Annotated in this window: 24 protein-coding genes; 9 read left to right on the forward strand and 15 right to left on the reverse strand. The window is 55.4% G+C overall.

All coding sequences use genetic code 11. The annotated features are described in order from the left end of the window. The first annotated feature begins 25 nt into the window (after positions 1 to 25). Positions 26 to 523, forward strand: a complete 498-nt coding sequence (gene greB / locus EAW52_RS14560) for a transcription elongation factor GreB (protein WP_010797766.1) — start codon at positions 26 to 28, stop codon at positions 521 to 523. Here greB and EAW52_RS14565 read toward each other — a convergent pair. Beyond that, positions 514 to 828, reverse strand: a complete 315-nt coding sequence (locus EAW52_RS14565; protein WP_122044815.1) for a hypothetical protein — start codon at positions 826 to 828, stop codon at positions 514 to 516. The two genes, greB and EAW52_RS14565, sit on opposite strands and share 10 nt — an antisense overlap. 182 nt (positions 829 to 1,010) lie before the next feature. Then, positions 1,011 to 2,432 (reverse strand): transglycosylase SLT domain-containing protein, encoded by a 1,422-nt coding sequence (locus EAW52_RS14570; RefSeq protein ID WP_122043029.1) that lies wholly within the window; start codon positions 2,430 to 2,432, stop codon positions 1,011 to 1,013. 174 nt (positions 2,433 to 2,606) lie between these two features. Between EAW52_RS14570 and EAW52_RS14575 the strand changes: the two genes are divergently transcribed. From EAW52_RS14575 to EAW52_RS14585, 3 genes are all read left to right on the forward strand, one after another. Beyond that, positions 2,607 to 3,431, forward strand: coding sequence for a TatD family hydrolase (locus EAW52_RS14575; protein ID WP_122043030.1), 825 nt, complete (start codon positions 2,607 to 2,609; stop codon positions 3,429 to 3,431). 118 nt (positions 3,432 to 3,549) lie between these two features. After that, positions 3,550 to 5,013, forward strand: a complete 1,464-nt coding sequence (locus EAW52_RS14580) for a methyl-accepting chemotaxis protein (protein WP_122043031.1) — start codon at positions 3,550 to 3,552, stop codon at positions 5,011 to 5,013. A gap of 95 nt (positions 5,014 to 5,108) precedes the next feature. Continuing rightward, positions 5,109 to 5,318 (forward strand): hypothetical protein, encoded by a 210-nt coding sequence (locus tag EAW52_RS14585; RefSeq protein WP_122043032.1) that lies wholly within the window; start codon positions 5,109 to 5,111, stop codon positions 5,316 to 5,318. A gap of 13 nt (positions 5,319 to 5,331) precedes the next feature. Here EAW52_RS14585 and EAW52_RS14590 read toward each other — a convergent pair whose 3' ends face one another. The 4 genes from EAW52_RS14590 to pyrF form a co-directional block, all read right to left on the reverse strand. Further along, entirely contained in the window at positions 5,332 to 7,335 is a 2,004-nt protein-coding gene (locus EAW52_RS14590; RefSeq protein WP_122043033.1) for a DUF3488 and transglutaminase-like domain-containing protein, read from the reverse strand. Then, on the reverse strand, positions 7,332 to 8,288 hold the full coding sequence (locus EAW52_RS14595) for a DUF58 domain-containing protein (protein WP_122043034.1): 957 nt from the start codon (positions 8,286 to 8,288) through the stop codon (positions 7,332 to 7,334). Before EAW52_RS14595 ends, EAW52_RS14590 begins: the two co-directional genes overlap by 4 nt. Positions 8,289 to 8,293: 5 nt before the next feature. Next, complete coding sequence (locus EAW52_RS14600) at positions 8,294 to 9,211, reverse strand: MoxR family ATPase (protein ID WP_122043035.1); 918 nt, start codon at positions 9,209 to 9,211, stop codon at positions 8,294 to 8,296. A 126-nt stretch (positions 9,212 to 9,337) separates the two neighbouring features. Beyond that, positions 9,338 to 10,036, reverse strand: coding sequence for an orotidine-5'-phosphate decarboxylase (gene pyrF, locus EAW52_RS14605; protein WP_074827430.1), 699 nt, complete (start codon positions 10,034 to 10,036; stop codon positions 9,338 to 9,340). 226 nt (positions 10,037 to 10,262) lie between these two features. Between pyrF and eat the strand changes: the two genes are divergently transcribed. Genes eat through EAW52_RS14625 form a run of 4 tightly spaced genes read left to right on the forward strand, consistent with a single transcriptional unit; the run spans position 10,263 to position 14,079 of the window. Continuing rightward, a complete protein-coding gene (gene eat, locus EAW52_RS14610; protein ID WP_122043036.1) occupies positions 10,263 to 11,633 on the forward strand; it encodes an ethanolamine permease in 1,371 nt (456 codons plus the stop codon). A 59-nt stretch (positions 11,634 to 11,692) separates the two neighbouring features. Further along, positions 11,693 to 13,087 carry an ethanolamine ammonia-lyase subunit EutB gene (locus EAW52_RS14615; protein ID WP_122043037.1) on the forward strand — a complete coding sequence of 465 codons (1,395 nt, stop codon included), beginning with the start codon at positions 11,693 to 11,695 and terminating at the stop codon, positions 13,085 to 13,087. Beyond that, positions 13,087 to 13,863, forward strand: coding sequence for an ethanolamine ammonia-lyase subunit EutC (eutC, locus tag EAW52_RS14620; RefSeq protein ID WP_010797754.1), 777 nt, complete (start codon positions 13,087 to 13,089; stop codon positions 13,861 to 13,863). The genes EAW52_RS14615 and eutC overlap by 1 nt, the downstream gene beginning before the upstream one ends. A 48-nt stretch (positions 13,864 to 13,911) precedes the next feature. After that, positions 13,912 to 14,079, forward strand: a complete 168-nt coding sequence (locus EAW52_RS14625) for a DUF2897 family protein (protein ID WP_122043038.1) — start codon at positions 13,912 to 13,914, stop codon at positions 14,077 to 14,079. A 16-nt stretch (positions 14,080 to 14,095) separates the two neighbouring features. Here EAW52_RS14625 and EAW52_RS14630 read toward each other — a convergent pair whose 3' ends face one another. The 7 genes from EAW52_RS14630 to EAW52_RS14660 all read right to left on the reverse strand — a co-directional run bounded on the left by EAW52_RS14630 (position 14,096) and on the right by EAW52_RS14660 (position 19,716). Next, positions 14,096 to 14,665 (reverse strand): hypothetical protein, encoded by a 570-nt coding sequence (locus EAW52_RS14630; RefSeq protein WP_122043039.1) that lies wholly within the window; start codon positions 14,663 to 14,665, stop codon positions 14,096 to 14,098. Positions 14,666 to 14,674: 9 nt separating this feature from the next. After that, a complete protein-coding gene (locus EAW52_RS14635) occupies positions 14,675 to 15,031 on the reverse strand; it encodes a hypothetical protein (protein WP_125912962.1) in 357 nt (118 codons plus the stop codon). A gap of 59 nt (positions 15,032 to 15,090) precedes the next feature. Then, the gene (locus tag EAW52_RS14640) at positions 15,091 to 16,530 is read right to left on the reverse strand and encodes a PLP-dependent aminotransferase family protein (protein ID WP_122043040.1); all 1,440 of its coding nucleotides are present in this window, start codon (positions 16,528 to 16,530) and stop codon (positions 15,091 to 15,093) included. Between the two features lie 185 nt (positions 16,531 to 16,715). Further along, positions 16,716 to 17,531, reverse strand: coding sequence for an OmpA family protein (locus tag EAW52_RS14645; protein WP_122043041.1), 816 nt, complete (start codon positions 17,529 to 17,531; stop codon positions 16,716 to 16,718). After that, entirely contained in the window at positions 17,528 to 17,884 is a 357-nt protein-coding gene (locus tag EAW52_RS14650) for a DUF4398 domain-containing protein (protein ID WP_074827442.1), read from the reverse strand. The genes EAW52_RS14645 and EAW52_RS14650 overlap by 4 nt, the downstream gene beginning before the upstream one ends. A gap of 147 nt (positions 17,885 to 18,031) precedes the next feature. Next, positions 18,032 to 18,967: an electron transfer flavoprotein subunit alpha/FixB family protein gene (locus tag EAW52_RS14655; RefSeq protein ID WP_010797747.1), complete on the reverse strand. Its 936-nt coding sequence runs from the start codon at positions 18,965 to 18,967 to the stop codon at positions 18,032 to 18,034. Further along, the gene (locus EAW52_RS14660; protein WP_122043042.1) at positions 18,967 to 19,716 is read right to left on the reverse strand and encodes an electron transfer flavoprotein subunit beta/FixA family protein; all 750 of its coding nucleotides are present in this window, start codon (positions 19,714 to 19,716) and stop codon (positions 18,967 to 18,969) included. Before EAW52_RS14660 ends, EAW52_RS14655 begins: the two co-directional genes overlap by 1 nt. A gap of 440 nt (positions 19,717 to 20,156) precedes the next feature. Here EAW52_RS14660 and EAW52_RS14665 point away from each other — a divergent pair, with 440 nt between their 5' ends. After that, the gene (locus EAW52_RS14665) at positions 20,157 to 21,809 is read left to right on the forward strand and encodes an electron transfer flavoprotein-ubiquinone oxidoreductase (protein WP_122043043.1); all 1,653 of its coding nucleotides are present in this window, start codon (positions 20,157 to 20,159) and stop codon (positions 21,807 to 21,809) included. A 33-nt stretch (positions 21,810 to 21,842) separates the two neighbouring features. Here EAW52_RS14665 and EAW52_RS14670 read toward each other — a convergent pair whose 3' ends face one another. Together EAW52_RS14670 and EAW52_RS14675 are read right to left on the reverse strand one after the other, a co-directional pair. Beyond that, positions 21,843 to 22,409, reverse strand: a complete 567-nt coding sequence (locus tag EAW52_RS14670; protein ID WP_122043044.1) for a DUF1285 domain-containing protein — start codon at positions 22,407 to 22,409, stop codon at positions 21,843 to 21,845. Between the two features lie 9 nt (positions 22,410 to 22,418). Beyond that, positions 22,419 to 23,021 carry a DUF4823 domain-containing protein gene (locus EAW52_RS14675; protein WP_074827447.1) on the reverse strand — a complete coding sequence of 201 codons (603 nt, stop codon included), beginning with the start codon at positions 23,019 to 23,021 and terminating at the stop codon, positions 22,419 to 22,421. Positions 23,022 to 23,059 lie beyond the last annotated feature (38 nt).

Raw genomic sequence — 23,059 nt, forward strand, 5'->3', positions numbered from 1 at the left:
TCAGGTTTTTATATGGAATGGATGTATGAGTCGATACCGACCGCCTCGTAGTGCAGGCACCCCTTTGATTACGCCCGAAGGCGAAGCGCGCCTGCGTGCCGAGCTGCATGAGCTCTGGAATGTCCGTCGACCACAAGTCACGCAGTCCGTGAGCGAAGCGGCGGCCCAGGGTGATCGTTCAGAGAATGCCGAGTACACCTATGGCAAGAAAATGCTGCGTGAAATCGATAGCCGTGTACGTTTTTTGCGTAAGCGATTGGAGAACCTCAAGGTTATCAGCGAGCGGCCGGCAGATCCCAACAAGGTGTATTTTGGCGCCTGGGTAACCCTGGAAGATGACGAGGGTGAACAGGCTCGCTATCGAATCGTAGGACCGGATGAGTTCGACATAAAACTCAACCAGATCAGCATCGACGCCCCGCTGGCTCGCGCCATGGTCGGTAAACCGCTGGATGCGGAAATTACCGTGCAGACACCAACCGGCGAGAAGCGCTGGTACATCGTAGAAATTGATTATCCCTGACGCCGGGTAATCACGCCTTGCCGGGCGATCCGTGTCAATTCATGCACGACCGCAGCCACCTGCTCCCTGGAAGGCGCTTCGATGACGGCGAAGTCAAACATGTCCTTGGCAAATTGGCTCAACTCCTGCGGTTGCTGGGCAAAACGGATCTGGAAGGAGCGAGAAGCAGGCCAACGCCTTGGCCAGCCTTCCAGATACCGGAGCAGTGTGGGCTGATGCAGTCCGCCAAGTAAAATAGAAGGATGCGAGCTGAGCGATCCGTGAGTAATGGGGGTCAGGCGCAATTGGCAGTGAGAAATGGTCATGGTGATGGTATCCGCCTCATAAGTCCCGCTGGTCAGCGGTGAGGCAATCACCGGCCAGCGCTTTAGCGGTATTTTTTGAGTCTCGATAGACTCGCGCCCCGCAAGTTGCTGTTTAAATCGGCGCATTCGAATGCTAGGCAAGCGGTACTCATGCTGTCAAGCACGGCGGTTTGCCAACCGGATTAACGACTGGTAATACGGATGCTGCGCTTGCCCTCTTCCAGCCGGTCACGCTCGCGGGCATACGCCAGATAGTATTTATTGACGCTGCTGACGTAATTGACAACGCCCATCCCATATTTTTCAGAGGCAATTCGCTCGACCTGAAAGAACCACTTGTTAGGGTTAAGCCCCTGTCGCTTCGCTTCGGTCCGCAGCCGCTGAACCCGCTCTGGTCCCAAGTTGTAAGCTGCGAGAACAAAAGCCCGACGCTCACGCTCATCCAGCGTGCGGCTTGAAAAGAATTGGCGGCGCAGCTTTGCCATGTAGCGAGCAGCAGCCTGCACATTGCCGTCAACCGTGCGAATATCCTTGACCCCAACGCTTCGGGCCGCCGATGGTGTGATCTGCATCAGCCCTGTTGCGCCACCGCTACCCTTGGCAGCGCCATCCAGACCTGATTCCTTGTAAGCCATAGCCGCCAGGGTTAGCCAATCCAGATTGTAAGTGTTCGCGTATCGCTTCAGGACCGGACGAACTTCGGTAAGCCGCTGGTGATCGTCTGCACCTAACGGATTCCGGACCTTGGAACTGCCTTTGTAGGCCTTTTGAAACGCCACATCGCTGCCGGTCGGCATACGATGTTCAGCCAGAAAGCCATTCACCGCTTTACGCAGTTCAGGGGTATCGCGCCGGACAAACCAAGTCATGTCCTGCTGCTTGGCCACTACTAGCCGCCGCTCTACATGAAGCTTGGGCAAGACCTTGGCCCAGCGGTCTGCAATAGGCTGTTCAACGACCGTAAGGGAGAAGATTCCAGCGGAAACCATTTCTAGTACATCCTCAACACCCAGGCTGGAATCAACCCGCTCAAGCTCGATGGGCTTGAGCTTACGCTTAGCCAGTTGCGCATTCAGCTCGCGCAACGCGGGTTCGGCTGCGCTACCGGCTGGCAGAGTGAGCTGGCGCCCCGACAGCTGATCCAGACGAGTATAGCGACGCTGCCCTGATCGGCTGACGACTACAAGTGGCGTATTGGTCATCAGTGGATTGCTGCGTACGATCTTGTTCCCGATAGGCCCCGAAAACAGCTCACCCGGAGCAGCAATATCACCCTCACCCCGCTCTAGCGCAGCCAGTAATTCCTCTTTAGGCTTTGGGATGAAAACAACCTTGAGCGGCTGAGCCTTTTTGCCCTTGGCGTTGAGATACTGCTCGAAGGCATCAAGACGACGGTACTCTATGCCGATGGGCTTGCCGTCCAGTTCGCCGGAGCTGTTACGGTTCTGATTGACCAGGACACGCAGCACGCCTGCCGTTCGAATCGCAGACAGGTCACGTACGGTCTTCTCCTGCTTCCAATGCTCTGTACTTCCGACCCGTGCCTGGGCAGGAAAAGGTGACAACAATAGCAGACAACACACAACAATAAGATGACGCGCCATCCGGTTCTCCATGGTTGGCCAAGCGCAAGACAAGGCGCAACGATGCCCTCCCTTTCCAGGAGGCAATGGAAGCCGAACTACCCATGAACACCGACATAATCCTGTTCATGATCGACTTTTTTATTAAATGGACAGACTGATACTCAGCTGGCCACCGTTTATTAGGTATTTCTCATGCAACTGATCGACATCGGCGTCAATCTGACTCATCCCAGCCTAGTGCGAGAAGCCGAAGCCGTTATTGAGCGAGCGCACACAGCGGGTGTCGTTCAAATGGTACTGACCGGCACAAGCCTTGCTGAAAGCGAGGCTGCGCTCGAACTTTGCCGCACGCTGGATGACTCGAACACGCTGTTTACAACAGCCGGCATTCATCCACACGAAGCAGCAAGCTGGACCGCCACAACAGGTAACAGCCTCAAGGCGCTGGCAAAAGAGCAGAAAGTACGTGCTCTTGGCGAATGCGGACTGGACTTCAACCGCGACATTGCTCCCCGCTCCGTGCAAGAGAAAGCGCTTGAAGAACAACTGGCCATAGCCGTTGAACTACAACTTCCGGTCTTCCTGCATGAACGAGACGCCAGCGAACGTCTGCTGGCCATTATACGCGATTTTCGCGACAAGCTTCCCGCGGCTGTCGTGCACTGCTTTACCGGCGAAAAACAGGCCCTCTATCAATACTTGGATCTGGACCTGCACATCGGTATTACCGGCTGGATTTGTGACGAGCGTCGCGGTACCCACCTTCATCCGCTGATGAATGACATTCCCATGGGCCGCCTGATGCTGGAAAGCGACGCGCCTTATCTGCTACCGCGCACGCTACGCCCCAAACCCAAGAGTGGGCATAACGAACCAGCATTCCTGACTGAAGTACTGCATGAAGTGGCTCGCCATCGTCACGAGTCGCCTCGGGCCCTCGCCGCACATACCACAGTCACAGCCCGGCAGTTTTTCAACCTGCCGGTGATTGAAGCGAGTTTTGAAGATCCGGCCTAAAGCTGCTTTTTATTGTGCCGTTAACCTGAGTGGAAAGAAGCGGTCGCTTCTATAGACCGCTTCGACATTTTGTTCCGGCTCTATGCTGGAAAAACTCCCGTTACGGACACAACATTCCATGAGTGGTTGGATTCGAGACATTTCCCTGAAGTACAAATTCTGGGCCGTCAACGCCGTTGCTTTCTTTACGACGTTGTTACTGGTCTTGTTTGCCATGCATCTTGAGCAGAATGCCCGCCTTGATGCCGGTCAGAACGCTGCCAGACTGGAAGCCAGCCATCTATCGACGTTAGCGGCTGCTCAATTCCCGGTTACAGACACAGCGGTGAAACTCAACGATACCGCTGCGCTAGCGCGTCTTGGAGTCGATGCAGTCTCGCTGAGTGGAAAGCGGGACTGGGTGGAATTGGAGCGCAGCGAAGCGCTGGCAGGAGCCTGGGTTGCCCAGACCTCCGATGGTCAGCCGTTTGCCATAACCGTGGAGCGGGTGAGCTTTGGCGAGGTCTTTATGCATCGCGCCTTCGAATACGGTGTGGCCGTTTTCGTGCTAATGCTGGTACTACTGTGCGCCTCTCAGCTTCTGATCCGTTTCATCCTGACCAACCTGCATACACTCAAGGATGTCATGCTGCACGTAGAGCGCAGTGGTGACCTGTCGGCACGAGTACCGCTCAACAGCCGTGACGAAGTCGGCCAGATGGCCAACGCGTTCAATGCAATGCAGGGGGGCTATCAACGTATTGTCATGACGGTGACCGAGACCGCCACTCGACTGGATGAGGGCGCAGCACGTCTGGCCAGCACGATGCGGGAAGTACAGCGCGGCATGTTGAATCAGCAGAGCGAAACGGACCAGACGGCAACAGCCATCAATGAGATGTCTGCAACGGTCCATCACATCGCCCAGCACACCGCCGACACTCGAGATCAATCCAAGGAAGCCGATCGTTTAGCCGGTGCCGGACAGGCCATAGTCGAGCGCGTCAGCCAGTCGATCTCCGGACTTTCCCAGGGCGTTCAGCAGACGGCTGAAATGATCCAGCATCTGGCTGACAACAGCCAGAAAATCAGCAGCGTCGTCAGCGTCATTCATGGTATTGCCGAACAGACAAACCTGCTGGCACTCAATGCCGCCATTGAAGCAGCTCGCGCGGGCGAAATGGGTCGCGGGTTTGCCGTCGTGGCTGACGAGGTCCGTAATCTGGCACAGCGTGTACAGGATTCAACCAACGAAATCACTCAGATGATTGCAACGCTTCAGGCAGGAACGCGCGATGCGGTTGAATTCATGAACGAAAGTTCGATCAAAGCAGATGGATGTGTTGAAGAAGCTGCCGAAGCCGGACAGGCCTTGGCGGCGATTGCTGGAGCCGTGGCGCAGATGCGCGACAGCAACACGCAGATTGCGGTTGCCGCCGAGCAGCAGTCTCACGTAGCAGAGGAAATGAGCCGCTCAGTGGTCGGTATACGAGACGTTACCGAGCATACCGTACGGCAGACATCCGATGCATCGGCAACCAGTCAGGAGCTGGCCGCATTGGCGGGCGACCTGAACAGGGCCATCCAACAGCTCAAGCTTTAAGCACAAGCAATCTATGGCTTTGATAGTGAGGAACGATTCGCGACCACATTATCAAAGCCCTTACAGTAAGTGTATCAATTAACAGGAGTGCAATCATGCGCCATATGATGAATCGGGCCTCCTCACGCGATACGGCACTGATGCTGTCGGTCCCGCTTGTCAGCCTGTCTGCGCTGACTGTTACCAGCGGCCTGCTGTGCCATAGTCTTACCAGTGTTGCAGTGGGCGTCGTAGGTATCGTAGCGGCAATGGCGATCCAGTCTCACGAGCCGAGCAAGAAGTCCCACTCGCTTTTTGTCAGCTGATCGAGCGCTCTATCTAGGCCTGATTAGCGCTTTTTGAAGCTCTTAGAGCGTTTTTCAAAGCCTTTAGCTGCGCTTTAAGAAGATGTTCATCCACAGTTTCGCGGCTGTAGCGCTGGCGTTCGAAGGTCAGGCAGAACGCTTCAATTTCGCCTTGCTGGTGAGGGAGTCGTTGAATAGTACGCTGCATGAAATGACGGACGGTTTCAGCTTTCTCACGAGTCAGTCCGTAGCGCCTTACCACTCGTTCGAACTGATTGAATAGCCGTGTTTGTGGGTCAGTTGCCTGTTTCCAGGGTTTGAGCAGCCATACCGCCAATAGCCCCATCAACAGTCCCCCACCGCCAACAAGCGTCGCAACAAACGTGGCACTATCGACCTTGCCAAACCAATTCCGCAGCAGGTCGCCTTGCGTCTCAGCCTGATAATTTAGAACCCAGCGTTGCCAGCCATAGTTGAGCCTGTCCCACGCCATCCGGGCTTCGTTAAGCCAAGCGAGTTGTCGATAGCGCATCGGTGAGAAGGGTGACGACTCTAGAAAAGCACCTTCACCTCGTGCACTTGACAACGCATCCTCAAGGCCACGCTCTACCCGCTCGGGCGCGACTTGGGCCGTAGGGTCGGCGCTTACCCAGCCTTTTCCGGAAACCCAGTACTCTACCCAGGCGTGTGCATCAAATTGATGGACCGTCAAGTAATTGCCTGCCTGGTTGTATTCTCCTCCCTGATAACCCGCCACCATACGTGCAGGGATACCGGCGACACGCAGGAGAAATGTCATCGCACCAGCATAATGGGCGCAAAAGCCACGACGATGCTCAAAGAGAAAGGCATCGATAGCATTCGTCCCTCCGACTGGCGGTTTGAGGGTGTAAATAAAAGGCTCCTCACGAAAATAGCGCAGTATCGCCTCTGCCAATGCCTGAGGCTCGGGATAGCGCTGCTGCAGATCTTTAATCCAGGCACGCGCTTGCAGGTCGTTGTTGGAAGGTAGTTGTAGTGCGCGCCGTGAGTTGGCCGGATTTATAGCCTCCTCGCGTATCACCTGCGGCCATGATGTCGCTTCGTACATCAAAGGTGTATCAACGGGTCTTCGGCGTTGCAGGTGGAAATCTCCGACCAGCCTGACGTCACTCTGATTGGTTTGCGGCACGTCTAGCGCAAACAGCCAAGGCTTCTGGCTTGGCTCCATAACTACCGTGTAGTGAATAGCAACGCCAGCCGGTTGCCATTGTGGGACGGTGCTGTAGGCAGTTTCCTGGCTGACCGACCAGCGCTGGCCATCGAAGCGCTCGAAAGTTACTGCTCTCCAGTAAAGCGTATTGCGTAGCGGAGGCGTCCCTTCGAAGCTGACTCGAAATGCCCGCTCGGCAGATTGGGAAAGTTCGGCAATCTCGCCGGGAGCGATATTGTCCGAAAGCCCCGTTACGGCCTTGTCACCCGATTGTGGCATTGACCACAACGGTCCCATGCGTGGAAAAAAGAGAAACAACACGAGCATGAGTGGCAGTGCCTGAAGCACCAGGCTTCCGGCCAACCTGTAGGTAGGCCATGGCCGATGCGCCATGCCGCTCTGTTGGAGGCCAATGAGCGCCGCCAGCAGCGTAGAGATGGGCAACAGGCTATACAAGGCGGCAAGAAAGCTGTCATCAAACAGGTAAGCAATGACAACCGCAAAAAAGCCCAGAAAGATCACTACCAAGGCATCCCGCCTTGTGTTCATTTCGACCAGTTTGAGCACAAACATTGAGATGAGCAGCGCGGTTCCGCCGTCCAGCCCGATCACAGTACCCTGAGCGAACCAGACACTAGCGGCAGCTACAATCAGCAAGCCGGCTTTTTCAATCCGGGTAGGCGCCCGAGCCCTCATCCTGAACTGCTGAACACGCCAGAACGCGCACCCCAGCCACAGCCCGACGATCCAGAACGGCAGATGAAACAAGTGGGGCGCAATGACTAATGCCTGGGCAACCAGCAACCAGGTCAGCGCGATACGGGGGATAGGTTGAACGGCTGTCATGAGGGCTGTCCGAACAGAGCCAGTGCCTTGAGCGATGCCGACTGATGTGCCTCACCGATATCAGGGTCCAGCACGGTTCCTGGTAAGCGCAGTCCAAACCGTTGCTGCTTGGCGGAGCAAACCAGAACCCAATGGCACAGTTGGGATAGTCGTGCTTCGACATCTCCGTCCAATACAGAAAAGTCGAGCCATAAATCACTGCCTGTCAGCATGGCGAAATCCCGGACCAATAGGCCCTGCCCACGCGAGTACGCTTTCCAGTCCAGCCGGCGACGTGAGTCCCCTGGTTGGTAAGGTCTGAGCCCCAGAAAATCATCAGCACCCTGCCCTTGAGTGCGGGCACCTTCGTCAGCGTCTGCGTCAAGACCCGCCGGCAACAGCAAATCACCCGGTATCGGTTTTGGGTAGATCAAGGCTTTCTGCTCCAGATCAAGCCAGCTCCATGCCACCATCAGCCCCAGCGGAAATCGGCTTTCTACCCGCAGCCTGCCGGGCCTCAACCATCCCCGACTCACGGGTGTCAGGAAGAGGTCCAACTCACTGGCGCTACCTGCCTCGACATCGGTGTATTGAAGTGTGTCCTTACCCCACCCTATTGCAATGGCCTGGTGGGCGCGCCCCTCATCGTCCAGACGCACCCGAAATCGCACGGGTTCGTCGACGAACGCTGGCGCTGACCCAGCTGCCGTCAACCGCAGCCCCGCCAGATTTCGATAGGTATGCAGGATGGTGACGATCCCAACCGAAAACAGCAGAAACGTCAGGCCGTACGCCAAGCTGTTCTGGTAGTTGATGGCTGCAAGCAGCATCAAAATCAACGCAACGCCAAACGCTGTGCCCTGGCGGGTGGGAAGGATAAAAATGCGCTTCTGGTGCAATACCATGGATGGCGCAGCGGGTATGCGTCGATCGAGCCAGGCGCCCCACTGACGACGGAAAGAACCTGCCTTCATAAGCGTCAGAGTGCCGGGACTTCACGGAGTAGCCACTGGACCAGCGCCCCTCCCCCATGACCGGCAGGATCAGCCTGATCCCGCAGACGATGCCCGGCTACGGCAGGCAGTACAACCTGAACATCCTCAGGGATGACATAGTCACGACCGTCCAACAGCGCCCAGGCGCGGGCGGCACCCAGTAGCGCCAGACTGCCTCTTGGCGAGAGACCAAGGGCAAAGTTAGGTTGCGTACGGGTTGCTTCGACCAGACGCAGCACATAGTCCACCACCGCATCGCTGGCATGGATATTAGGCACTTCGTTCTGGATAGCGGCCAGCTGCCGATGATCCAGCAGGGGTTCCAGCTTGGGAAGCTGGTCTCTACCCGACCCACCCAACAGCAATGCTCGCTCGGCTGCCCGGCCTGGATAGCCCAGCGAAAGCCGCATCAAAAAGCGATCAAGCTGGGACTCGGGCAGTGCAAACGTTCCCCCCTGGGAAACAGGATTCTGGGTAGCGATGACAAAGAACGGCTCCGGTAGTGGGCGAGTCGCACCCTCAATAGTGACCTGCCCCTCCTCCATCGCCTCCAGTAGTGCACTCTGGCTTTTTGGCGTTGCCCGGTTTATTTCGTCGGCCAATAGCAACTCGGTAAAAACCGGGCCTTGGTGAAAGACGAACTGCCCAGTGTCCTTGTCAAAGACAGAGGTACCCAAAATATCGCCAGGCAACAAATCGGAGGTGAACTGGATACGTTGAAACGAAAGGCCGAGTACCTTGGCCAGGGCATGGCTCAGCGTGGTCTTGCCCATACCGGGCAAGTCTTCAATCAGTAAGTGACCTTTGGCGAGCAGGCAGGTCATGGCCAGGCGGACTTGCTTGTCCTTGCCGAGCAGGACCCTGTCGACTGCTTGGAGACAGGTTTCCAGTTGCGCGTGCATTACGTTCTCCTTTTGAACAGCCCGATGCTACTTGAACCGTACAAGCGAAGAACAGGGCTTGAAATCTTTTGTGACGCTCGCAGGCAACGCTCATGCTAGAGCGAGCCATGCGAGCTTCTCCTGATTTCAGCGTAGATCAGCCAGGATAGCCGTCAATGCCGCCGCGGGTTCACTGGCGCGGCTGATGGGGCGGCCGATCACTAAATAATCGGATCCGGCGTCCAGCGCCTCACGAGGCGTAAGAATACGACGCTGATCATCCAACGCACTGCCTGCTGGGCGAATACCCGGAGTGACCAGCTGCAGGCTGGGGTGAGCAGCCTTGAGCGAAGAGGCTTCCTGAGCCGAACATACCAGCCCGTCCATGCCAGCGCGCTCAGCCAATCCGGCCAGACGCAGGACTTGCTCCTTGGGGTCGATGTCCAGACCGATACCTGCCAGGTCTTCGCGCTCCATGCTGGTCAGTACCGTCACGCCAATAAGCAGTGGCTTGGGACCGGAAAGGGTGTCGAGCGTCTCCCGGCAGGCTGTCATCATACGCAAACCACCCGAGCAATGGACGTTCACCATCCAGACGCCCTGCTCGGCAGCAGCCTTGACGGCCATGGCTGTGGTATTGGGAATGTCATGAAATTTGAGATCCAGAAAGACCTCGAAGCCCTTGGCATGCAGCGCTTCGATGACAGGTCTGCCGTGGGAAGTAAACAGCTCTTTGCCCACTTTGACGCGGCACTGCGCCGGATCGAGTTGATCCGCCAACGCCAGGGCGCCCTCGGCAGTAGGAAAATCCAGGGCGACAATAATCGGTGTCTGGCAAGCAGGCATGGCACTCTCACATATGAATCCAGGGAAGCCCTATTGTCGCAGAAAGCCATTTCCCGGCAAAAGGATTGCTTGTCTGCTACACCCATGCACCAAAACAAAGAGTCACTTTTTGGCTGGCGCCCTACGTTTGGGCAGCTATGGTGTTAGAAAGCCGCCAAAAAGCCAATAACAGGCTGGCATGCTCGCTGCAATGGTTACCCGTGAACCCACTCGGTGAGAAGACAAGATGACTACACAATTAAAACCCGCCTTGGGCACCTTGCATCTCTGGGGTATCGCTGTAGGCCTGGTCATTTCGGGGGAGTATTTCGGCTGGAGTTACGGCTGGGGCGTAGCCGGAACGCTCGGCTTTCTGGTAACGGCGCTTATTATCGCCGCCATGTATACCGCATTTATTTTCAGCTTTACCGAACTCACCACAGCCATTCCCCATGCAGGAGGCCCTTTTGCCTACAGCAGCCGTGCCTTTGGCGAGAAAGGCGGTCTGATTGCCGGTCTTGCCACGCTGATCGAGTTTGTCTTTGCACCGCCTGCCATCGCCATGGCCATCGGTGCCTACCTGAATGTTCAGTACCCTGCGCTTGATCCCAAACTTGCAGCCGTAGGCGCCTACATCACGTTCATGACACTCAATATTCTGGGCGTAAAGCTGGCAGCCACCTTTGAGCTGGTCGTGACCGTACTGGCCGTTCTGGAGCTGCTGGTCTTCATGGGCGTAGTAGCACCCGGTTTCAGCTTCAGCAATTTTGCCCTTAATGGCTGGGCAGGCTCGGATACCTTTGGTATGCCCGCCATTACTGGAATTTTCGCTGCCATCCCTTTCGCAATCTGGTTCTTTCTTGCCATCGAAGGCGCTGCAATGGCGGCCGAAGAAGCCAAGGATCCCAAGCGCACCATTCCCAAAGCCTACACGACGGGCATTCTGACACTGGTGGTACTGGCCATTGGCGTCATGCTTTTCGCAGGCGGCGTGGGAGACTGGCGTACGCTTTCCAACATCAATGATCCCTTACCGCAGGCCATGAAGATGGTGGTAGGCGAAAATTCCGGTTGGCTACACATGCTCGTATGGATCGGCCTGTTTGGTCTGGTAGCCAGCTTCCACGGAATCATTCTGGGATACTCCCGCCAGTTCTTTGCCTTAGCGCGAGCAGGCTACCTGCCCGTCGGGCTCGCCAAACTGTCACGCTTCCAGACGCCCCATCGCGCCATCATTGCAGGTGGGGTCGTGGGCGTTGCGGCTATCTATAGCGACGGGTTCATCAACCTCCAAGGCATGTCGTTGACTGCCGCCATGATTACCATGTCGGTATTTGGTGCCATCGTCATGTACATCATGAGTATGCTGAGCCTGTTCAGGCTGCGCCGCACCGAACCTAACCTGCTGCGCAGTTACCGTGCGCCCGGCTACCCTTTCGTACCCGCGCTGGCATTGGTGATTGCACTGGTCTGCCTGGTCGCCATGGCATGGTTCAACCCCGTCATAGGCCTCGTCTTCCTAACCTTCATGGGCGTCGGCTTCGTCTACTTTCTTTTTACCGCACGCCAGCGTGCCCAGGCACCCACGGATAGCCTGCTGAAGATCAACGCCATATGAGCCTGATAGCACCTGTCCTCGGGATGGTCCTCTGAGACAGTCACAGAACCGGAGTGTGTATGATCTACCAGACCATCATCGGCCATCAGGCCTATCGCTTCGAAGACCTTAGAACACTTCTGGCCAAGGCCAGTCCGGCGCGCTCGGGTGACGCACTGGCCGGGCTTGCGGCCGGCTCGGCAGAGGAGCGTATGGCTGCCAGGATCGCGTTGGCGGATGTCCCGCTCAAACGCTTTCTTGAGGAGGCCTTGATTCCCTACGAGCAAGACGACGTAACACGCCTGATCATCGACAGTCACGACGCGTTTGCATTTGCCCCTATCAGCCATCTCACCGTAGGCGATTTTCGTGACTGGCTCCTACTCGACAGTACGGACAGCAAAACCCTGACAGCGGTCTCGCCAGGCATCACGCCTGAAATGGCTGCCGCTGTCAGCAAACTGATGCGCAATCAAGATCTGATCCTGGTAGCCAAAAAATGCCAAGTCATAACCCGCTTCCGCAATACGATAGGCTTACCTGGCCATCTTTCGGTGCGCCTGCAGCCCAATCACCCTACTGACGATTTGCAAGGCATTGCGGCCAGCATGCTGGATGGCTTGCTCTACGGTGCAGGCGATGCCGTTGTCGGTATCAATCCGGCCAGTGACTCGCTTTCAACGTTGACGCCGCTGTGGGAGATGATGGATGAGCTGCGTCAACACTTTGATATTCCCATGCAGACGTGTGTACTGACCCACGTCACCACCCAAATCAAGGCGATCGAAAAAGGCGCTCCGGTTGATCTGGTCTTTCAATCCATTGCCGGCACGCAAAAGACCAACGATAGCTTTGGTGTAACGCTGAGCCTGTTACAGGAAGCCCATGATGCGGCCCGTTCACTCAAGCGGGGCACACTGGGCGATAACGTCATGTATTTCGAGACAGGTCAAGGCAGCGCCCTTTCCGCCAGCGCACACCATGGTGTTGACCAGCAGACCTGCGAAGCACGTGCTTACGCGGTCGCGCGGACGTTCAAACCGCTGCTGACCAATACGGTGGTTGGCTTTATCGGTCCCGAGTACCTCTACGATGGAAAGCAGATCATCCGGGCCGGCCTTGAAGACCATTTCTGCGCCAAGCTGCTGGGCGTCCCGATGGGCTGCGACGTGTGCTACACCAACCATGCCGAAGCGGATCAGGATGACATGGACACACTCATGACGCTTTTGGGCGTCGCCGGGTTGACCTACATAATGGGCATTCCAGGCGCTGACGACATTATGCTCAACTACCAGAGCACCTCCTTTCATGACGGACTTTATCTGCGCAGCGTACTGGATTTAAGGCGTGCCCCCGAATTTGAAGCCTGGCTGACTCGCATGTCCATTACAGAGCCCTCCGGACAGCTACGAGACATCAACCGCGAGCACCAGCTGCTACGTGCCCTGCCCCACCTGCCGGGAGCCGCATGATGACGACCGCCAAACCTACGCTGGTCCAGACAAACCCCTGGGACGAACTGCGCACCCATACGTCGGCACGTATAGCATTGGGCCGTGTTGGCTCAAGCCTCCCCACGGCGGAAGTACTTCGATTCGGCTTGGCTCATGCGCAGGCAAGAGATGCCGTACACCATCCGCTGGATGTCCACATGCTGAGCGAGCAACTCCAGTCAAAAGGTTTTCGCACGATTCATGTACACAGCCAGGCTGCGGATCGGCAGCAGTATCTATTACGCCCGGATCATGGCCGAATGCTGGATATCGCCAGCCGTGAGCAGTTAATGGCTGAAGCGCCTGCCCCGGACATCGCTATCGTCATTGCCGATGGGCTGTCGTCCTTTGCGGCCAGTAGCCATGCAGTTCCCATACTTGAGCTACTAAAGGAGCGTTTCGATACCGACTGGTCCCAAATACCCGTGGTCATTGCCGAGCAAGCCCGCGTGGCCTTGGGTGACGAGATTGGAGAGCGGCTCAATGCCCAGCTGGTAATCGTGATGATCGGAGAGCGACCTGGTCTTACATCACCTGACAGCCTCGGATTATACGTTACCTACCAGCCCCGCCGCGGACGTATGGATAGCGAGCGTAACTGTATTTCCAATGTACGGCCCGAGGGGCTCCCGTACCGCTTGGCGGTTCATAAACTCGACTATCTGATCAAGCAGGCCCTAAAGCTAAAACTGACCGGGGTCAACTTGAAAGACGATAGTGTTTTACCCTTGCTTAAAAGCACTCCTACTGCCTAGGCGGGTCTAAGCAGCATAGACTGTGTCATTTGCACGGAGGACTGCACCATGCCTTGGTATGCCTGGCTTTTCTTGATTATTGCGGTGGGCTCGATTGTAGGTAGCCTGTTGATGCTTCGCGGCTCGGCCAACAAGGTAGAGCTCACCGAGGAGCAGCGCCAGCGAATCCGCCAGCGAAACGCGGAAATGGACGCCAAGGATGTCCGGAATCGCTAAGTATCTGCGTTATGACCTAACGCCTGAACTCAAACTGCAACTCAGCACCTTCGAAATCATCTGAGCGTTCGCGATTTAGTATTCGACCGCTCAGGTTGAATCGATCATTCTCCTCATGCTTGTCGAACAGCGGAGGAAGCATGCCCGTCGGCTCCTTTTGCTCTGCTGTAACAGGCACTGCGCTCTCGATAAGTTCTTTGGGGATACTCAGGTCAACCTTGAGTGGCTCCTCCGGTTCGGGAAGCTTCTGTTTTACAGTCTTGGGCACCGGTTTGGGCTTTGTTTTTTCAATAACCAGCTCAGGCCTTTTGTCCGGCTGAGGAGCCGGCACAGGCTCCTCATCAAAGCTTTCAGGGACACGGGAGGTGAGGATGGGTTCCTGCCGGGCCGAAGTGTCCGGTACTGGCTTGGCATGGGAAGCTGATGGCGATACTGGTTTTGTCGCGGTCTGCTCTACAGAGGCCGCCTGCGGTTCGGCTGGCTTTTTGGGCGGTTCCTTTTCCGGCTTATCACACCCACTGAGTATCAACACCAGCGCCAGCCAGCACAGCTTATGACCACTCACCATCCAACGTAGAGTCCCCATAAGAAAGCCTCAGGCAGAACGTCGTGAACTCCTTCCTGTGAAGATGGCCCACAGCAATAGCGCATAGCACACTGCGGTGACCAAGTTGCCGACGGCGTTGAGTAACGCATACGCCCACCCTGGCGCCAGTGGGATCTGCCAGAGCGGCAGTAAAACGGGCAATGCCAGCGTAAGCGCGCTATAGGCTGCAAGCCAGACAAGCAGGATGACCATACTCAACAGGCATAACAGGCTCGCCTTGCGGTGCGTTCGCCATTTCAGGCAAGCCACCAGCAGCCCTGTCAGCCAGACAAGCACCAGCGGTACATTGCCTAGCACTCCAATCATCGGCAGCCAGCTTGCGGCCTCGGTCGAGCCCATCGACACCTTTACCTCTTCACGCCTAATGTAAACAGACTCACAAAATGGCGAACGAGTTCACACCGTTAAGCAGCTACCTGAGCCTCTTGGCAGAGCTGATTGGCCAGTATTCCGATCGTCATCAAAGCGCGCTCGGTTTGTCGATTCCACGCCATCCCGCAATTGAGCCGAATACAATTGTTAAATTGATCCGTATTGCTGAAAATGATGCCTGGCGCAATGCTGATGCCCTCCTGCAACGCCCGGAGGTGGAGATCCTTCGTATTGACCCTGGCTGGAAGGCTCACCCAGAGAATGAAGCCGCCGATAGGTCGACTCATTTGGGTTCCCTCTGGGAAGTACTGTTGAACGGCCAGCTGCCAGGCCGTCATATTCTTGCGGTATTCCTGCCTGATGGAGCGTAGATGACGGTCATATCCACCATTTTCAAGATAAGCCGCTACCCCCATTTGCGTGAGACTACAGGCAGAGTGGGTGGTAAAGGTCTGTAAGCGCTGAATGTCCGACTGGTATTGATTGGCAATGACCCAACCGATACGCACACCAGGTGAGATCGTCTTGGAAAAACTTGAACAATAGATAACCCTGCCGTTCCGATCATGGGCTTTCAACGCCTTCGTCGCACCGACCTCATAGAACAACTCACCGTATATATCGTCCTCAATGATCATGAAGTTACGCTCATTGGCAAGCCTTAGCAGCTGCTTTTGACGCGCCTCAGGCATTGTACTGCCCAGGGGATTGCTCAGCCGGGAGGTCATGACCAGCGCCTTTACAGGCCACTGCCGCGCGGCCAGCTGCAATGCCTCTACGCTTAGACCGGTCTGTGGGTCACAGGGAATCTCGACGACCTTGAGACCTAGCACATCAGCCAATTGCAGCAAGCCGTAATAGGTAGGCGATTCGGTAGCGATCAGATCACCCGGTTTGGTCAGCACACGCAGGGACATCTGCAAGGCATCCACACAGCCATGGGTAATAACAACCTCAGAAGGCGCCACCGAGACCCCGGCATCCCGCATACGGATCGCAACCTGGCGGCGCAAGGGCTCGTAACCCGGGCTGTACATATAACTGAACGCACGCTGACTATGAAAGCGCGTCACCTTGCTAATCTGCTGATGCAGGGCCCGGATAGGTAGAAAATCCACATTAGGAATGGCAGCCCCGAAAGGAACCACGTCATCTCGTCGGGACTCCAGAAGCACTTGATTGATAATGTCACCGCGAGTGACCAGGGTCGGCCGCTCTACCCTGCCGATTTCAGGTGTAGGCGCTGTCAAGGCAGGCGTCTGGTGTACGTAAAACCCTGACTGGGGACGAGCCCGGATAAGCCCTTGGTCTTCCAGTGTGGCATAAGCTTGCAAAACACTTGCGTGACTGACGCCCAGCTGTTGACTCATCTTGCGAACAGAGGGAACGCGCTCGCCTGGTTGGTAGACACCCCGGCGAATATCTTCAGCCAACTGATGAGCGATACGTTGATAGAGCAACAGATTCGTCATGGCACGCATTCCCTTGGTCACTGAACCGAAACAGTAGCATCGTCTTACCAGATTGCACCGGTACAGCTTGGTAAATTTAGGACAATACAGCCAGTGCTAACAGATAATCAGTCGGCAATGAAACAAGGGATGCCGCTTTTAAGCATGAGCGCGACAGGCAGGCCGTTTAAACCTGCCGTTTACGCTCAACGTGCCGGTATGAAATTACCGTTTTCGTCAGAAAACACCACTTCGACTCGGCGATTTTTGGCGCGGCCCTCGGCCGTCCCGTTGGATGTCACCGGATAATCCTCGCCATATCCAATGACCTGAAGGCGGCCTGCCTCTACACCTAATGCACTCAAGGCCCTGGCGACGGCATGGGCACGCTGTTTGGAGAGGGAAAGATTGCGATCCTCATCACCGGAGTTATCCGTGTAGCCTTCGATTCGGATCTCCCGCTTGGGGTTGATTTGAAGAAACTGGGCAAGCTTGAGAACCGTTTCATTAGCCGTTGGATTGAGTTGTGATCGCCCCGGAGCAAACAACACATCGCCCAGCGTCATGACGAGACCGCGCTCTGTCTGAGTCGTACCCAGGTTAAACAGCTGATCGGTAAGCCATACGTTACGCTCTCGTGCAGAACGGAGTTCTTTTTCCCGCAACTGCAATTGCAGGCGTTCGATCTGCAGTTGTAACTGGGTCGCCTTGTCCTGGCTCAAGCGAAGGCTTGCATGCTCTCGGGCGATATCGCTGTAGCGTTGGCTCAGGTAGGCAAAGTGGCGTACATCTTTGCTGCTTCCCCAATAGCCAGCCAGCTGCTCCGCCTTGTCCAGGGTTTCCTCGGCTCTTTTTACATCCTTGGGTGCGCTACGCAGCACGTCGGAATCAGTCTTAACCGTGGCATACCTGGATTTGGCGTCCTGTAACGCCTGCCGAGTAGTGGTGCTGCTGCTCGTACACCCTGTGATCATTGAAAACGCCAGCGCAAGTCCAGCCACCGACAGTACCGAACGTATCATGGCGTGCTCTCCAAACGCTTTTGTAATCGGGCGATCTGCTTGTTGAGTTCATCTACATGTGTCTGGCTCTTGCTATTGAGCACCTTGGCCTCGGCCAGGCGAGCGTCGAGTTCAGCCTGTTCCGCCAATACACGAGCTTTTTTGTAATCTTCAACCCGCATGGCTTTTCGGGCCCGTTCAAGCTTGTCGTTGGCGAGGCTGTATTCAGGAATGGAGTCATCCGCCCCAATGTCATGGGCTTGGTCGAATGCCTGGGTGGTTAGTTTCATTTGCTCGGATGGTGCGGGATCATTGGCGCACCCGGCAAGCAACAGGGCCAAAACAGAAGCTGCCCAACAATAAGATTTTTTCACTATCTGGTTTCCTGCAGAGTCAGGCGACAGCTCTATGACGCTGCCTAAAACCAGAATTTTGTCATGTTGAAAGGCATTTGTCCGTCAACAAAAATCTACCCAATAAAAAACCCGCTCGATCGAGCGGGTTTTTTAGGAGGCTATTGCTTATATCGACTTTTCAAGCTCAGGGATTAACTCGAACAGGTCACCTACCAGTCCATAATCAGCCACCTGGAAGATTGGCGCCTCTTCATCCTTGTTGATGGCCACAATGACTTTCGAGTCTTTCATACCGGCCAGGTGCTGAATCGCACCGGAGATGCCTACCGCAATGTACAACTGCGGCGCAACGATCTTGCCCGTTTGACCAACCTGCATGTCGTTGGGTACGAAGCCTGCGTCCACCGCTGCGCGAGAAGCGCCTACGGCAGCACCCAGCTTGTCTGCCAGGGAGTACAGAATTTTGAAATTATCACCGTTCTGCAAACCACGACCGCCCGATACCACCACTTTCGCAGCGCCCAAGTCCGGGCGACCTGTCGTGGCCAATTCTTCGTTCACGAAGCGGGAAATACCTGCATCCTGTACGGAAGAAACCGCTTCGATAGCGGCAGAACCACCTTCGGCAGCAACCGGATCAAAACCAGTAGCGCGCACGGTAATAACTTTTACCGGAGCGGATGACTGCACGGTTGCGATCGCATTACCGGCATAGATGGGCCGCTTGAAGGTATCCGGACTTTCTACCGAAATGATCTCGGAAATCTGATCCACGTCTAGTAGCGCAGCAATACGTGGCATGAAATTCTTGCCGTTCGAACCGGCTGGCGATAGTACGTGGGTGTACCCATTGCCTTTAACCAGCTCAACAACCAACGGAGCCACGTTTTCTGGCAACTGGTAGGCGTAAGCAGCATTATCGGCAACCAGCACCTTGGAAACGCCCTCGGCTTTGGCAGCAGCTTCAGCCGCACCACCACAGCTCTGACCGGCGATCAGAACATGAATATCACCACCAATGGCTTTGGCTGCAGCCACGGTATTGAGCGTTGCGCCATTGAGCGCAGCATTACTGTGTTCGGCAATGACCAGAATAGCCATCAGATCACCTTCGCTTCGTTCTTGAGTTTTTCGACCAGTTCAGCAACCGACTTCACCTTGATACCTGCCTGACGGCTAGCCGGTGCTTCCACCTTCAGCGTCTTGACAGTCGAAGCCGTGCTAACACCCAGAGCGTCCGGCGTTAAAACATCCAGCGGCTTTTTCTTGGCCTTCATGATGTTTGGCAGCGAGGCATAACGCGGTTCGTTCAAGCGCAGGTCAGTGGTCACGATAGCAGGCAGGTTCAGAGCAACGATCTGCAGCCCTCCATCGATTTCGCGGGTCACGTTCAATACGTCACCGTCACGCTCGACCTTGGAAGCGAAAGTCCCTTGGGCAAAGCCGGTCAGTGCACCCAGCATCTGACCCGTCTGGTTGTTATCACTGTCAATAGCCTGCTTGCCCATGATAACCAGCTGGGGTTGTTCCTTGTCGACAACCGCCTTGAGCAGCTTCGCAATCGCCAGCGAGCTCAACTCTTCATTGGTCTCGACCAGAACGGCACGGTCCGCTCCCAGAGCCAACGCCGTACGCAATTGCTCCTGTGCAGCAGTCGGACCTACAGACACGGCCACGATTTCGGTAGCGATACCTTTTTCCTTCAGGCGCACCGCTTCTTCAACGGCGATCTCACAGAAGGGGTTCATGGACATCTTGACGTTGGCCAGGTCAACACCGGAGTTATCGGGTTTGACGCGGACCTTGACGTTGTAGTCCACCACTCTTTTTACAGCTACAAGAACCTTCATGAGTTCCTCATTATTCTGTAGTGAATAAATACGGTAGCCAGGCAGGCCTAGCCGATCGAATCGACCAAATAACGGCTCTCGGCTTACAAATAACCATTAACCGCCGTATGTTGACTGCATCAGTCGAGAGGGTCAACGCTCCAAGGCAAGTCGGCGTGCTGCCAGAAGGAAATGCGATAGGCTAAAGGCATCACAGTTAAAGGGTACTTGCCTTTAGCAAAGGCCGTCCGAACGCTTTTTTAACCAAGCCATAATGCAAACAGGCAGTTACCCGACATAACCCTAGCCGCTTCTGGAGGCAGCACAAGCAGAATGTACCAGTCCGAGAGAAAATTCAAACAAACGTTTGTATTGGACCTCTGGAAAGACCCCTATATAATGTTTTTCTTTATTACAGCCGCCAAAATATAACTAGCATCAATGCCTTGAGGAGACTGTCCGTGGAACGCGAATTTATGGAGTTCGACGTTGTTATTGTCGGCGCCGGCCCGGCAGGCCTTTCCGCTGCCTGCCGATTGAAGCAAAAGGCGGCTGAGACCGGTCAGGAAATCAGCGTCTGCGTTGTAGAGAAAGGCTCCGAGGTCGGTGCTCATATTCTCTCTGGCGCCGTGTTCGAGCCGCGCGCACTCGATGAACTGTTCCCCAACTGGAAGGAACTGGGTGCCCCGCTGAATACGCCAGTCAAGCGCGACGATATCTACCTGCTCAAGGACGCCGAACGTGCCAGGAAGCTGCCCGACTTTCTTGTCCCCAAGACCATGCACAACCAAGGCAACTACATCATTTCCCTTGGGAACCTGTGCCGCTGGCTAGCCCAGCAGGCTGAAGGACTGGGTGTAGAAATCTATCCAGGCTTCGCTGCGCAGGAGGCCCTGATTGATGAGAACGGCATCGTGCGAGGTATCGTAACCGGCGACCTGGGCGTAGACCGCGGAGGAAACCCCAAGGAAGGCTACTATACGCCCGGCATGGAACTACGTGCCAAATACACGCTATTCGCCGAAGGTAGCCGTGGGCATATTGGCAAGCAATTAAGTCAGCGTTTCAACCTGGGCGCCCATGCCGATGTGCAGCACTACGCGATAGGCATCAAGGAAATCTGGGATGTCGACCCTGCCAAGCATGAGCAGGGCCTTGTTGTGCATACAGCAGGCTGGCCGCTAGACGATGATAACCCAGGTGGCTCATTCCTTTATCACCTGGAAAACAACCAGGTCGTAGTGGGCCTGATCGTGGATCTTTCCTACAGCAACCCTTACCTCTCGCCCTTTGATGAATTTCAGCGCTACAAGCATCACCCGATAATCAAGCAATATCTGGAGGGCGGCAAGCGTGTATCTTATGGCGCTCGCGCCATTACTAAGGGCGGCCTGAACTCACTTCCCAAACTGACGTTCCCAGGCGGTGCATTGATCGGTTGTGACGGCGGTACGCTCAACTTCTCGAAGATCAAGGGCAGCCACACAGCGATGAAAACCGGCATGCTGGCCGCTGAAGCCATTGCCGAAGCCCTGGTAGCCGGACGTGAAGCCGATGAGCTGACCCGTTATCTGGATACGTTTAAGAACAGTTGGGTATACGAGGAACTCTACAAGAGCCGCAACTTCGGCGCCGCCATCCATAAATATGGAGCAATAAAGGGCAACGCCTTTAATTTTATCGAGCAGAACCTGTTTGGCGGCAAGTTACCCGTTACGCTGCATGACACAACGCCTGATTATGCCTGCCTGAAAAAGGCGTCTGAATCCAAACAGATCGATTATCCCAAGCCTGATGGCAAAATCAGCTTCGACAAACTGTCTTCGGTGTTTCTCTCCAATACCAACCATGAAGAGGACCAACCTGTTCACCTGAAGCTCAAGGACCCGTCCATTCCGATCGACCGCAACCTTCCGCTCTACGACGAGCCTGCGCAGCGTTATTGCCCCGCTGGTGTATACGAAGTTGTGACGCAGGAAGACGGCGAGAAACGCTTCCAGATCAATGCCCAAAACTGTGTGCATTGTAAGACGTGTGATATCAAGGATCCTTCCCAAAACATCACCTGGGTACCGCCAGAAGGCACTGGCGGCCCCAACTACCCCAACATGTAACAAAAAGGGCTCCCCAGGGAGCCCTTTCTTATTTCAGTCCTGCCGAGCCACCGGGAAAAACGCCCCGCCACTCCATAGGCCCTGCCACATCGCCCCCTCATAATGTTCCAGCGACATACATTCGACGAGCCGATAGAAGACATTACGATGAATCAAGGCTTCGAGGCGATCCCTTACAAGCACGTATGGCGAAGGCTCTTGCGTACTAGGATCAATGACCACGCGCAGGGGATGATCAGCATTGGCTTCCACCGTATCGCCTACTTGGGTTGTAAAGCACAAAACCTGATTTTGCCTTTGACCTTGTACATCACAATCAATGGCCACAAAGGGAGCATCCTCAACCTGAATACCTACCTTCTCAACAGGCGTCACTAACACATAGCCTTGCTCATCCTTACGCAGGATGGTTGAAAATAGCCGGACCATGGCAGGTCGATTTATAGCAGAGCCTTGGTAAAACCAAGTGCCATCGCGCGCGATACGCATGTCGATATCGCCGCAGAAGGGGGGATTCCATGAATGAACCGGCGGCAATGCCTTACCTTCCCCGTTCGGTAACTGGGCGATCAGGTCATCAACCTTATGCGACTCACTCATGAACACTCCTTATCGCGTCAAACCCAACAGATGCTGAGCATACTCCGCAAGCGGAGGCGCTAGCAGGTCTTCGGGTTTCTCATTGTAAAATGTCAGGAAACCGCCCCGGCTGCGAATACGGGCCGTATCGACCAGATAATAAGTTGCCGTTTCGATCAGCATGACCTGAACCACACTGCGGTCCCGACCTACTCGATCCAACGCTTCCTGATCTTCCCACTCCTGCCAGTTGCCAATGGCATCATCAGCGGCTGCAAAGCGGGTATACAGCAGATAGTGAGCCCCCAGGTTACGTGCCTCGAGTATGGCTTCGTCCAATCCAATGGGCCCTTTGGCACGACGTACCCGTGGAAAATATTCCACGAAACCATTGAAGGCCTGTTCCGCTACGACATTGGGCCTGGCATATGGATGCCCTGGCGGCACGAACGCACCTTGTGCGATATAGATATAAGAGTCCGGCTGCAACCGGAAGTTGTTCAATCGCTGTGTATGGCTGTAGTCGAGAAACCCAGCATCCCGTAGGTGATAAGTAGTACCAGCAGCCATATCGCTGACATTCATACAACCGGACAACAATACAATCGCACAAATGGCGAGGAAACGACGCATCTCTTTCTCCTGAACCGGCGACGAAAAACCGGCGCTGA

It is taken from the genome of Pseudomonas sp. LTJR-52 (assembly GCF_003691465.1).
Taxonomy (GTDB): Bacteria; Pseudomonadota; Gammaproteobacteria; order Pseudomonadales; family Pseudomonadaceae; genus Chryseomonas; species Chryseomonas luteola.